Raw genomic sequence first — 12,798 nt, forward strand, 5'->3', positions numbered from 1 at the left:
AATCGGTATCTGAGTCAATCTCTGAATCTGTATCTGAATCCATTTCAGAATCTGTATCAGAGTCCATCAGCGAATCCGTTTCAGAATCCGTCTCAGAGTCAATCTCAGAATCCGTTTCTGAGTCCGTGTCTGAATCAGTCTCAGCATCCGTTTCTGAGTCAGTTTCAGAATCCATCAGCGAATCCGTATCAGAGTCAGTGTCTGAATCCGTTTCAGAATCAGTATCAGAGTCCGTCTCTGAATCCATTTCTGAGTCAATTTCCGAATCAGTATCAGAGTCCGTCTCAGAATCCGTCTCAGAATCAATTTCAGAGTCGGTATCCGAGTCAGTTTCTGAATCCATCTCAGAATCAGTAAGCGAGTCAGTGTCTGAATCCGTTTCAGAATCCATCTCAGAATCAGTATCTGAGTCAAGTGTGGAGATTCATTCACATGGTCCTGGATTGGTAAACCCACCACTCCAACCAATAAATATTGAATCCATCTCTGAATCAATTAGTCAGTCACTGTCACTTTCCGAGTCCATCTCTGAGATAGTATCTGAATCAACTCCTTCAGTGGATTCACAGCTTCTTCGTAAGTCAGCAGTATTGCCAAATACAGGTGAGGAATCATCATCTTGGACTGGTCTTCTAGGAGCAGGTCTTCTCCTTGGTGGATTGTACAAACGACGCAAGAAAGAAGATGAGAAAGAATAAAAATAGTTTCTTTCTGACAGGATAAAAAAAGAAAAGTAGCTAGAGCAAAAAAGTGCTAGCTACTTTTTTTCAAGTTTTTAATTTTGTACTCAAAAAAGCTCTATAATCTCCAGGTGGAATTGACCACAATAGAAATTATAGAGCTAATTTATTTCTCAAATTCTGCCTTGCTCTTTACATCGCCGTATTCTTCAGCGACTTCTTTGCTGAGGATATCGGCGTAGCTGGCAAGTTGGATGTCTTGTCCGTATTTTTTACGGAGGGCAGTAGTGACCAAGCGGTAGGCTAGGTTGGCATTGCGGGATAAGATTGGTCCGTGGAAGTAGCTGCCGAAGGTGTTTTTGTAGTGCAGGCCTTCGCCGCCGTCTTCCTTGTTATTGCCATTACCATAGACCACCTTGCCTAGAGGTTTTTGGTTGTCAGCTAGGAAGGTACGGCCTTGGTGGTTTTCAAAACCGTAGTAGGTTTCGTTGAATTCATCATTGTGAATTTTGATGTCACCGATGTAACGGTTGTTGGTCTGGTTGAGGGTGTAGTGGCCCATTATACCCAGTCCGTCAATCTTGCGACCGCCAGCTTCGATGTAGTATTGACCGAGCAACTGGAAGCCACCGCAGATGGCCAGCATGACACCGTCGTTTTCGATGAAGTCTGCTAGGCTGTCTTTTTTAGTTGGTAAATCTTTTGCAAGAATGGATTGTTCATAGTCCTGACCGCCACCGAAAAAGGCGATGTCGTAGAAATTTTTATCAAATTCATCTGTCAGTGAAACGATGTCCACCTGAACACGAGCCCCTAGCTTTTCAGCTACATACTTGAGCATGAGGATATTGCCATTGTCACCGTAGGTGTTCATCAAATCACCGTAGAGGTGGGCGATGTGGAGATCATAATTGTAGTCTTTTTCAGGACTTTTTAATGACGTATAGACCATTATTTCATCTCCTTTCCAACGGCTTGGCGTTGAGCCAGCAGGTCACGGAATTCGAGCATAGCTGTATAAGTAGCTAAAATATAAGCATGCTGACTACTCGATTGCTCAATCAAGGTCATAATATCTTCCAGTTTCGGAGTTTCAGTAATCTGGTCCTCAGGATAGCCAGTCACACGGAGGCGACGGGCAATTTCAGATGAACGCACACCGCCCGCAAAGACTTGGGGAATGTCCATTTGGGTAATCTGCTCAAAGTCAGCATCCCAAATCCAGCTGGTATCAATTCCGTCAGCGTAGTTGGCATTGAGAAGAATAGATAGGCTAAAATCGTATGGAGCCAGTTTCATCATTTCAATAGCCTGGGTTGCACCGACAGGGTTTTTAATCAAGACCAATGTACAATCCTTATCGCCCAACTTAAAGGTTTCTTGGCGACCGAAAACTGCCTTGGACTTGTCAAAACCTGCCTTGATTTTCTCAGGAGATACGCCGAAAAATTCTGCAACGCTGACAGCTGCTAGGGCATTGTAGATATTATAGAGCCCGCCGATGTTAATCTTATAATCTTGACCGTCAATGGCAAAGGTAGAAGAGGTATTGGTGATTTCTTTTAGTTCGGTCAACTTGTAGTCCAGTTCAGGTCGGCAAAAGCCACAGTTGCTACATATGTAGCTGCCCAAGTTAGCGTAGGTATTGAGCTTGTACTGGATAATCTGTTGGCAATGCGGACAGAGAACGCCTTCGGTATTGTAATGGGCCAGGCGAGGCTCATGCTCTTCCGTCGCAAAACCGTAGTATTTAACTGGGTTGATAGCGGTGGTCGAGTTGAAAAGCGGGCTGTCACCGTTGGCTAAAATGGTCGCCTGTGGAGCCTTGGCAGCCCCGTCTAAAATCATCTGATAGGTGGTATAAATCTCACCATAACGGTCCATTTGGTCGCGGAAAATATTGGTAAAGACAATCAGGCTAGGCTTGATAAAGTCGGTCACGCGGGCCAGGCTGGCTTCGTCAATCTCCAAGACGGCAATCTTCTTGCCGTTTTTATTTTTTTTTGCAGATAAAAATGTTGCGGTAATTCCTGTGATCATATTGGCACCGCTGGTATTGGTCGTGATTTCTCCAAAGGCTTCTTGGAGGATGCCAACCGTAAGGGCGGTGGTCAGAGTCTTACCGTTAGTACCTGTCACAACAACGACTTCATAATCCTTAGCCAAACTATCTAAAATCTGTTTATCGAATTTGAGGGCAATTTTTCCAGGCAAGGTAGTTCCTCGGCCCAGTTTGTTGAGGACAAACTGGCTGGTCTTCCCTGCGGCAATCCCTAATAAAGTATTTATTTTCATGGGACTATTTTATCATAAAGGTCAGGGATTTTCTAGAACGGAGTATGTAGAAATACTGATACATTTCTGATGACTATTTGTAATAAATTTAATCCTATCTTCATCCTTTTCTAAAAAAAGAAAGAAAAAATGTGATATAATAGAAACGTTACCATGTACGAGTTAGGAAGTATGAGAAACCTATGTTAAACTTAAGCCAGTTACTGGATGCTGGGTATTGGTCAAGTCTGATTGCTAGTCCTTGGGTAGCTATCCTACACTTGATTGACATCAGCATCGTTGTTTATTTGATTTATAATTTTAGTAAGGCTATTGCTGGTACGAAGATTATGACCCTCATCCGTGGGGTATTTCTCTTTATCATTGCACAACTTCTTGCTAGTTTATTTGGTTTGCAGACCATTGCCTGGTTGATCAATCAGGTCATTACCTATGGAGTTATCGCAGCAGTTGTTATTTTTGCTCCAGAACTGCGAGCCATGCTTGAAAAGTTAGGACGGACGACCCATATTTTTTCAGCTAATACACTCAGTAAGGAAGAAAAGCTCATTGATGCTCTTGTAAAATCTGCAGCCTATATGTCACCGCGTAAAATTGGAGCACTTGTGGCAGTGGAGCAGGCTCAAACCTTGCAAGAATATAGGGCAACGGGTATCTCGCTGAACGCAGATATTTCGCGTGAACTATTGATCAATATATTCATTCCTAATACCCCCTTGCATGATGGAGCAGTTATTATCAAGGATGATAAGGTGGCGGTTTCCTGTGCCTACCTTCCCCTGTCTGAAAGTGCAGGTATTTCAAAAGAATTTGGCACTAGGCACCGGGCTGCGATTGGTTTGTCAGAGGTTTCAGATGCCTTTGTTTTCATAGTTTCAGAGGAAACGGGTAGTATTTCCATTGCTCATAATGGTAATTTCAAGCATGATTTGAGCTTGGAGGAATTTGAGGCTGAACTATGGACTATTTTCGGTTCTGACAATCAGGAGAAAAACACATTTTTGAAGCGATTGAGAGGGGGCAAACATGCAAGAAAAATTTAAAGCTGTAGGTCACTTACTTCTCTCATTATTCTTAGCGCTTTTGCTTTTTTTCTATGCGACTACTACCAACTATAAAAATTCAGAAACAGCCGCTCAGAATACGGAGTCAGAAACCTATGTTCATACCTTAAATAATGTACCGATAGATATTGAATACAATACCAGTGAGTACTTTATTTCAGGTTTCTCATCAACAGTGACTGTTGAGTTGAGAGGATCCAATCGAGTGCTTTTGCAACGGGAATCCGATGAATCTACGCGAACTTTTCAAGTTGTCGCAGATTTGAAAGAGATGAAGGCAGGCACCAATATTGTAAAACTCCACTTGTCCAACCTACCAGCAGGGGTAACAGCGACCCTGGCACCAGATGCTATTTCTGTAAAAATAGGTAAGCGTGTCAGTAAGGCTCTACCTGTTGAAGCTAAGGTTTATAGTAACCAGTTGGCAGAAGGTTATAGTCTTTCTAAGGTTTCCGTCAATGTCGATACTGTAAAAGTAACCACGGATGAAGAAACCATGGCTAAGATTGATCGCATCGAGGCAATCGCAGTAGATGTCAGCAATTTATCCGCTAATTATAGTGGGACAGCTAAGTTGCAGGCAGTAGATGGTGATGGCAATGTCTTGCCAGTTGTTTTATCACAAACAGAAGCCAACCTACAAATCACCATAACAAAAACGAAATAAGAGGTAAATTTTAAAATGGGTAAATATTTTGGTACGGACGGTGTCCGCGGAGAAGCAAACGTAGAATTGACGCCAGAATTGGCCTTTAAACTAGGTCGTTTTGGTGGTTATGTTCTCAGTCAACATGAAACAGAAACACCTCGTGTCTTTGTGGCGCGTGATACACGTATTTCGGGACAAATGTTGGAAGCTGCCTTGGTTGCTGGACTTTTATCAGCTGGGATTCATGTCTATAAACTAGGAGTGCTTGCGACACCGGGTGTAGCCCACTTGGTAAAAACTGAAAAGGCTAGTGCTGGTGTTATGATTTCAGCTAGCCACAACCCTGCTCAAGATAACGGAATTAAGTTCTTTGCAGGTGATGGCTTCAAGTTGGACGATGCCTTGGAGGCAGAGATTGAAGCTCTCTTGGATGCTGAAGAAGATACGCTACCTCGTCCATCTGCACAAGGTTTGGGGGATGTGGTCGATTATCCAGAAGGCTTGCGCAAGTACGAGTCCTTCCTAGTATCGACTGGTACTCAGTTGGAAGGGATGAAAGTGGCCTTGGATACTGCTAATGGTGCAGCCTCAACCTCTGCTCGTCAAATTTTTGCGGATTTGGGTGCTGATTTGACCGTTATGGCTGAACACCCAGACGGATTGAATATCAATGAAGGCGTTGGCTCAACGCATCCTGAAAAATTGCAAGAACTTGTCAAAGAAACAGGTAGTCAAATTGGACTTGCCTTTGACGGAGACAGTGATCGCCTGATTGCCGTTGACGAAAATGGTGACTTGGTTGACGGCGACCGTATCATGTACATCGTTGGTAAGTATTTGGCAGACAAGGGCTTGCTTGCTAAAAATACCATTGTGACAACGGTTATGTCTAACCTTGGTTTCCATAAGGCTTTGGACCGTGAGGGTATTGAAAAAGCAGTGACCGCAGTTGGTGACCGTTATGTGGTGGAGGAAATGCGCAAAGGTGGCTACAATGTTGGTGGTGAGCAGTCAGGACATGTGATTCTGATGGATTATAATACCACAGGCGACGGCCAGTTGACCGCTGTGCAATTGACCAAAATCATGAAAGAAACTGGTAAGAAGTTGTCAGAATTGGCAGCAGAAGTGACCATCTACCCACAAAAATTGGTCAATATCCGTGTGGAAAACAGCATGAAAGATAAGGCAATGGAAGTACCTGCTATTGCAGCTATCATTGAAAAAATGGAAGCAGAAATGGCTGGCAACGGTCGTATCTTGGTTCGCCCAAGTGGTACTGAGCCCCTCTTGCGTGTCATGGCAGAAGCGCCAACGGATGCTGAAGTCGATTACTATGTGGACACTATTGCTGATGTGGTCCGTGCGGAAATCGGAATTTAAACAGAAATCAATTATTCTTTGAGATGATTACATTGTCTAGATCTAGAAGATTGAGTAGGCTACTCTAAAGACAGTGAAAATAAATATAAAAACTGGAGTTTGGTTACTCCAGTTCTTTGATGTTGTGAGGAAAATATGAGTATTTTAGAAGTAAAAAATTTAAGTCATGGGTTTGGTGACCGCGCAATTTTTGAAAATGTCTCCTTCCGTCTCTTGAAAGGAGAACATATCGGTCTTGTTGGTGCCAATGGTGAGGGGAAATCGACATTTATGTCCATCGTGACAGGTCAATTGCAGCCAGATGAGGGCAAGGTTGAATGGTCACGTTATGTAACAGCAGGTTATTTAGACCAGCATGCTAAATTAGAAAAGGGTCAATCAGTCCGTGATGTCTTGCGGACAGCATTCGATGAACTCTTCAAGACAGAAGCTCGTATCAATGATATTTACATGTCTATGGCAGAAGAGGGAGCCGATATGGATGCTCTCATGGAAGAGGTTGGTGAGCTGCAAGATCGTCTGGAAAGCCGTGATTTCTATACGCTTGATGCCAAGATTGACGAAGTGGCGCGTGCGCTTGGTGTCATGGACTATGGTATGGACAAGGATGTGACGGAGTTATCAGGTGGCCAACGTACTAAGGTTCTTTTGGCAAAATTGCTCTTGGAAAAGCCTGACATCTTGCTTCTGGATGAGCCGACCAACTACTTGGATGCCGAACATATCGACTGGCTCAAACGCTACTTGCAGAACTATGAAAATGCCTTTGTCTTGATTTCGCATGACATTCCTTTCTTGAATGATGTGATCAACATTGTCTACCATGTGGAAAATCAACTCTTGACCCGTTACACAGGCGATTACTACCAATTCCAAGAAGTCCATGCTATGAAGCGAGCTCAATTGGAGGCGGCCTACGAACGCCAGCAGAAAGAAATCGCAGACTTGCAGGACTTCGTTAACCGTAACAAGGCCCGAGTTGCAACTCGAAATATGGCCATGTCTCGTCAGAAGAAATTGGATAAGATGGAGATTATTGAGCTTCAAGCAGAGAAACCAAAGCCGTCCTTTGATTTCAAAATGGCTCGAACTCCAAGTCGCTTTATCTTCCAGACGACAGATTTGGAAATTGGTTATGACCGTGTCCTAACACGTAAGCCGCTCAATCTGACCTTTGAACGCAACCAGAAGATTGCTATTGTCGGTGCCAATGGTATCGGTAAATCCACTCTTCTTAAAAGTTTGTTGGGTATTATTCCACCGCTCGGAGGCTCTGTGGAGCGTGGGGAGTATTTGGAACTAGGCTATTTTGAGCAAGAGGTAGCTGGTGGCAATCGTCAGACTCCGCTTGAAGCTGTTTGGGATGCCTTCCCAGCCCTTAACCAGGCAGAAGTACGAGCAGCCTTGGCTCGTTGCGGTCTGACATCCAAGCATATCGAAAGCCAGATCCAAGTCCTTTCAGGTGGTGAACAGGCCAAAGTTCGCTTCTGCTTGCTTATGAACCGTGAAAACAATGTCCTAGTTCTTGACGAGCCGACCAACCACTTGGATGTGGATGCCAAGGATGAACTCAAACGTGCCCTTCAAGCCTACAAGGGCTCTATCCTCATGGTCTGCCACGAGCCTGATTTCTATGAAGGCTGGGTGGACGATGTATGGGATTTTAATGAATTGACTTAAGAAACAAGCTGCCGAAAGGTAGCTTTTTCTCTTTCTTTATGCCATAATAGAATTAGCATGGTAAAGGAGGTAAAAACATGAAAAGAAGAGAACGAGGCCATATTGTCTAGGCCTCAAGCGAGGAAAGAAAAATGACAGATTATGTAAACTACAATCAAGAACGCTGGAATAGGGTTTCAGCTAGACAGGGGAATGCCTATACAGTTCCGCTCAGTCATGAGGAATTTCTTGTTGCCAAAGACAAGCCCTTATCCGTTTCTTTGACGGTTGGAAAGACCGTACCGCTTGACTGGTTTGAAAGAGCCCAAGGTAAGAAATTGCTGGGTCTAGCGTGCGGTGGTGGTCAACAGGGACCAATTTTTGCGGCTCATGGTTACCAAACGACCATTATGGACTTTTCCAAGGAACAGCTGGACAAGGATCGCTTGGTTGCGGAGCGGGAAAATCTGAACTTGCAGACGGTGCAGGCAGATATGACGCAAGCCTTTCCTTTTGAAGATGAGAGTTTTGACATCATTTTTTGTCCTGTTTCAAATGTCTATATCGAAGACCTGACAACGATGTGGCAGGAATCCTATCGGGTTTTGAAAAAGGGCGGGTTGCTCATGGTCGGTTACATGAACCCTTGGATTTACATATTTGACGGGGACGATGTTTGGGAACATACAGACAAAACCTTGGTTCCAAAGTACAGCCTACCTTTCAATGCACGACGATTAGAAGAAGCAGGACAAATCACGATTGATCCAGAATATGGCTATGAATTTAGCCATACCTTAGAAGAACAGATTGCTGGGCAATTACGAGCTGGTTTTGCCATAATTGACTTTTACGAATCCAAAGACAGCCGCAATCGCCTGTCCCAATTTGGCACAGATTATCTGGCTAATTTGTCTGTTAAGTTGTAACATTCATTGAGGCTCAGCCTTGCGTCCCATTGATTTTTTTCGCAAAATATATTTATATAATAAAAGGAGGACGGCACATGAGAAGAATACGTCAATTTATTTTTATAGTAGCTGGATTATCCATCTTTACCTTAACAGCTTGTCAGTCCACAGCTAACAATAGTAGTGAATCTTTGGAAGACTATCGAACAGAGTATGTTGGTGACAATAGTAAGGTAATCAAAATAACTAGTTTGCAAGATTACCCAACTGACTATCAATATGACCATATAGAGATTCAATCTGAGGAGAAGCCTTATAAATTGCGTGTTTTCTTGAAGGTTTCCAATTCGTCATCTGCTGTCGATACAGAATTACAGAAAAATAGCGATTCGATTTTTGATTTAATCGCTAACCTTGACCGGCTAACTTTTGTGGACGCAGATACCGAGCTAGACATTATTTCTTATACTCGAGAATGACCAGCCAGATTGCTGGTTCTTATATTTGTCTGAAAATTATAATGTTTCTAAAAAAGCTTGACAAGTTTTTAAAAAGGAGTATAATTAGAATTGTTCTAAAGAAAGTTTAGAATGATTATAATTTAGAGGTAAACAATTATGACAACTAAAGATTACGGCAAAGCACCATTTGTAACCAATATTGAAACAGCAACGCTTGAAAATACCAACTACCGCACGGCCCTTTGGACTGGGGAACTCTTGCAAGTTACCCTCATGTCTATCCCGGTCGGTGGTGACATCGGTGCAGAAGTCCATAATGAAAACGATCAATTCCTCCGCATTGAGCAAGGTCACGGCCGTGTTATCATGGGTGAATCAGCTGATAAGATTACGCTTGATACGGAAGTTGGACCAGAAGATGCTATTTTAATTCCAAACGGAACCTACCATAATGTCATCAACATCGGTCAAGAAGACCTAAAAATCTACTCTATTTATGGACCAGCCCACCACGCTCATGGGACAGTTCATGAAACCCAAGCCATCGCTATCGCTGCTGAAGAAGCAGAAGAGCATGGACATTAAGATGAACATTTTTCAACTTCAATCGGTCGGCTTATCGGACAAAGATAAGTCGATTTTAACTGACATTAGCTTTACCGTTGCAGCAGGCGAGCGATTGACCTTGGTTGGACCTTCAGGTAGCGGCAAAAGCTCTATCTTAAAACTCTTGGCAGGCCTGACTTCTGCGACCAGTGGGACTATTTTCTTTCAGGGGCGGGACATAGCAGAGCTGGATATGCCGAATTACAGGAGAGAGGTTTCCTATTGTTTTCAACAGCCAGTTCTCTTTGGCCAGACCGTCCAAGATAATCTCCAGTTTCCATTTACCATTCGTCAGCTGGCATTTGACCAGACCAAAGCCCTCAAGGCCCTAGAATCTGTTCATCTAGCACCAGAATTTTTAAGCAAGAAAATCATAGAACTATCTGGTGGAGAAAAGCAGCGAGTTGCCCTCATCCGCAATCTACTCTTCGAGCCCAAAGTCTTACTCTTGGACGAAATCTCTGCAGGCTTGGACGCCGAAACCAAGGCCATTGTCAATAAGCTCTTGGCAGACTACCAAGCCGCAGGAAATACCCTGATTGAAGTCACTCATGACCAGTCAGAGATTGATGCAGCCCAAAAAATTCTGAGAATAGAAGGAGGTCGGGTCCAAGTATGAACGTTTCAGTAGATAACCTGTCCCTAGCCCTTGTGTTCGGGCTGGTCTTGGTGGCAATTAGCATCAGCCAAAAGGAAAAACTGGGCTTGACCAAGGATATTTTCATGGCCGTTGTCAGAACTGTCCTTCAGCTGATTTTTGTCGGCTACATTCTCAAGTTTATCTTCCAAGCCTCCAATGTCTTTCTCAGCTTGGCAATGGTTTTGATTATTCTCTACAATGCCAGTGTCCAAGCCAACAAACGCAATCCCAATAGCAAGAAATCCCTGCTTCATCCCTTTCTAGCCCTGCTTGCTTCGACTGGTTTGACTCTGACAATCCTGATTTTATCAGGGGCAATTCAGTTTATTCCTTCGCAGGTCATTCCCATTTCAGGGATGTTGGCTAGTAATGCTATGACGGCCATCGGCCTGTCCTATCGGGCTATGTACAAGTCTTTCACAGACAACCGCCAACAAGTCTTGGAAAAATTAAGTCTGGGAGCAACTGTCAAATTGGCTTCACAGGATATTTTGCGAGAGGCTATCAAAACAGGTATGCAGCCCACCATTGACTCAGCCAAGACAGTCGGTCTGGTCAGCCTACCTGGAATGATGTCTGGTCTGATTTTTGCAGGAGTAGATCCGGTCCATGCCATTCGTTATCAGATTATGGTCATGTTCATGTTGCTGTCTGCGACCAGTCTGGCTTCTGTGATTGCCTCCTACGCTGCCTACAAAACTTATTTTACCGACAAGGCCCAGTTGGAGTTTGAATAAATTTGAGTGACCTTTCAATTTGACAGGTCATTTTTTACGAGATAAGTCAGAAAAAATATGATAAAATAGACTTACTTTGATATAGTCTTTTGGTTTACTTTTAGAACTAGGCAACGAGCCGCAGGCATAACTCAATGCTTTCTTGTTTCTAGGCATTGACTTGAAACAGTCTCCCAGACTGTTTCAATCAGGCAAGGTGAGTTCAAACACTCCAGTGGAGTGTTTGAAGTTGGAAATAAGGAAACGATGTTTCCTCGCTCGTCTAAGTAATAAAAGATAAACCAAATGACGATACTGAAAAGGAGAACACATGACAGTAAATTTTAGAGCAGAAATTGACAAACGCAAAGACGAGTTTCTAGCGGATCTCTTTGACCTCCTCCGCATCAATTCTGAGCGTGACGATAGCCAGGCAGATTCCCAGCATCCATTTGGACCTGGACCAGTGCGTGCCTTGGACAAGTTTCTAGAAATTGCTCAGCGTGATGGCTATCCAACCAAGAACGTTGACAACTATGCAGGTCATTTCGAATTCGGTGAGGGCGAAGAAGTCCTTGGTATCTTCGGTCACTTGGACGTAGTGCCAGCAGGAAGCGGCTGGAATACCGACCCCTACGAGCCGCAAATCATTGACGGCAAGCTCTTTGCCCGCGGATCCTCTGACGACAAGGGACCAACCATGGCTTGTTACTACGGCTTGAAAATCATCAAGGAGTTGGGCCTTCCGACCTCTAAAAAAGTCCGCTTCATCGTCGGTACTGATGAGGAGTCAGGCTGGGCGGACATGGATTACTACTTCGAGCACGTAGGCCTCCCATTGCCAGATTTCGGCTTCTCTCCAGACGCTGAGTTCCCAATTATCAACGGCGAAAAGGGCAATATCACAGCTTATTTGCATTTTGCGGGGGGAAATAGCGGAGCTGCTAAACTGCATTCCTTCACAGGCGGTTTGCGTGAGAACATGGTGCCTGAGTCTGCGACAGCTATTATCTCTGGCGACCTTGCAGATTTAGACAGCAAGTTGGCAGATTTCACAGCAGCCTATGGCCTAAAAGCTGACGCGGAAACCCTTGAAAACGGTCAAGTTCAAGTCACCGTCATCGGAAAATCTGCCCACGGTTCAACCCCAGAAGAAGGTGTCAACGGAGCAACCTATTTGGCAAAATTCCTCAGCCAATTCGCCTTTGACGGAGCAGCAAAAAACTATCTTGACCTGGCAGGACAAGTCCTTCTGGAAGACCACGATGCCCAAAAACTCGGCGTAGCCATCTACGATGAGCAAATGGGAGCTCTTTCTATGAACGCTGGTGTCTTTAAGTTTGATGAAAACTCATCTGATAACACCATTGCCCTCAACTTCCGTTATCCCAAAAATACCAACCCAGAAACCATCAAGGCTGGTTTGGAAAAACTGGGAGTAGAAGCAATCAGCCTGTCTGAGCATGGACACACTCCACACTACTGCCCAATCGATGACCCAATGGTCGCAACCCTCTTGTCTGTATACGAAAAACACACAGGCTTGAAAGGTCACGAACAAGTAATCGGTGGCGGAACATTCGGACGCTTGCTCAAACGTGGCGTTGCCTACGGAGCTATGTTCCCAGGAGATGTCAACACCATGCACCAAGCCAACGAATTTATTGAAGTTGAGCAACTCTACCGCGCAGCTGCCATTTACGCAGAAGCTATCTATGAACTTATTAAGTAATA

General features: G+C 44.1%; 13 protein-coding genes and 1 pseudogene. 11 read left to right on the forward strand and 3 right to left on the reverse strand.

Features of this window, described 5'->3' with window-relative positions:
• Positions 1-391: pseudogene (locus ACEE44_RS09025) on the reverse strand (hypothetical protein); the annotation flags it as partial.
• A gap of 25 nt (positions 392-416) precedes the next feature.
• Between ACEE44_RS09025 and ACEE44_RS09030 the strand changes: the two are divergent.
• Positions 417-698, forward strand: coding sequence for an LPXTG cell wall anchor domain-containing protein (locus ACEE44_RS09030; protein WP_449171997.1), 282 nt, complete (start codon positions 417-419; stop codon positions 696-698).
• Between the two features lie 148 nt (positions 699-846).
• On the opposite strand, the gene gatD is transcribed toward ACEE44_RS09030, so the two are convergent.
• Together gatD and murT are read right to left on the reverse strand one after the other, a co-directional pair.
• Positions 847-1,632 carry a lipid II isoglutaminyl synthase subunit GatD gene (gene gatD / locus ACEE44_RS09035; protein WP_332411332.1) on the reverse strand — a complete coding sequence of 262 codons (786 nt, stop codon included), beginning with the start codon at positions 1,630-1,632 and terminating at the stop codon, positions 847-849.
• Positions 1,632-2,975: a lipid II isoglutaminyl synthase subunit MurT gene (murT, locus tag ACEE44_RS09040; protein WP_449171998.1), complete on the reverse strand. Its 1,344-nt coding sequence runs from the start codon at positions 2,973-2,975 to the stop codon at positions 1,632-1,634. Before murT ends, gatD begins: the two co-directional genes overlap by 1 nt.
• Positions 2,976-3,157: 182 nt before the next feature.
• Here murT and cdaA point away from each other — a divergent pair, with 182 nt between their 5' ends.
• The 10 genes from cdaA (at position 3,158) to pepV (ending at position 12,796) form a co-directional block, all read left to right on the forward strand.
• Entirely contained in the window at positions 3,158-4,018 is an 861-nt protein-coding gene (cdaA, locus tag ACEE44_RS09045; protein ID WP_105113348.1) for a diadenylate cyclase CdaA, read from the forward strand.
• Positions 4,002-4,706, forward strand: a complete 705-nt coding sequence (locus ACEE44_RS09050; protein WP_172028814.1) for a CdaR family protein — start codon at positions 4,002-4,004, stop codon at positions 4,704-4,706. Before cdaA ends, ACEE44_RS09050 begins: the two co-directional genes overlap by 17 nt.
• Before the next feature lie 15 nt (positions 4,707-4,721).
• On the forward strand, positions 4,722-6,071 hold the full coding sequence (gene glmM, locus ACEE44_RS09055) for a phosphoglucosamine mutase (RefSeq protein ID WP_449171999.1): 1,350 nt from the start codon (positions 4,722-4,724) through the stop codon (positions 6,069-6,071).
• A gap of 135 nt (positions 6,072-6,206) precedes the next feature.
• Positions 6,207-7,751, forward strand: a complete 1,545-nt coding sequence (locus ACEE44_RS09060; protein ID WP_009910410.1) for an ABC-F family ATP-binding cassette domain-containing protein — start codon at positions 6,207-6,209, stop codon at positions 7,749-7,751.
• Between the two features lie 131 nt (positions 7,752-7,882).
• Positions 7,883-8,659, forward strand: a complete 777-nt coding sequence (locus ACEE44_RS09065; protein WP_449172000.1) for a class I SAM-dependent methyltransferase — start codon at positions 7,883-7,885, stop codon at positions 8,657-8,659.
• A 77-nt stretch (positions 8,660-8,736) separates the two neighbouring features.
• Complete coding sequence (locus ACEE44_RS09070; protein ID WP_449172001.1) at positions 8,737-9,120, forward strand: DUF4825 domain-containing protein; 384 nt, start codon at positions 8,737-8,739, stop codon at positions 9,118-9,120.
• A gap of 138 nt (positions 9,121-9,258) precedes the next feature.
• Positions 9,259-9,687, forward strand: a complete 429-nt coding sequence (locus tag ACEE44_RS09075) for a cupin domain-containing protein (protein ID WP_024380613.1) — start codon at positions 9,259-9,261, stop codon at positions 9,685-9,687.
• A 1-nt stretch (position 9,688) separates the two neighbouring features.
• Positions 9,689-10,327 carry an ABC transporter ATP-binding protein gene (locus tag ACEE44_RS09080; RefSeq protein ID WP_105108429.1) on the forward strand — a complete coding sequence of 213 codons (639 nt, stop codon included), beginning with the start codon at positions 9,689-9,691 and terminating at the stop codon, positions 10,325-10,327.
• The gene (locus ACEE44_RS09085) at positions 10,324-11,085 is read left to right on the forward strand and encodes an ABC transporter permease (protein WP_105106784.1); all 762 of its coding nucleotides are present in this window, start codon (positions 10,324-10,326) and stop codon (positions 11,083-11,085) included. Before ACEE44_RS09080 ends, ACEE44_RS09085 begins: the two co-directional genes overlap by 4 nt.
• Before the next feature lie 310 nt (positions 11,086-11,395).
• A complete protein-coding gene (gene pepV, locus ACEE44_RS09090; protein WP_449172002.1) occupies positions 11,396-12,796 on the forward strand; it encodes a dipeptidase PepV in 1,401 nt (466 codons plus the stop codon).
• Positions 12,797-12,798 lie beyond the last annotated feature (2 nt).

It is taken from the genome of Streptococcus sp. 32226D021BW (genome assembly GCF_053545015.1).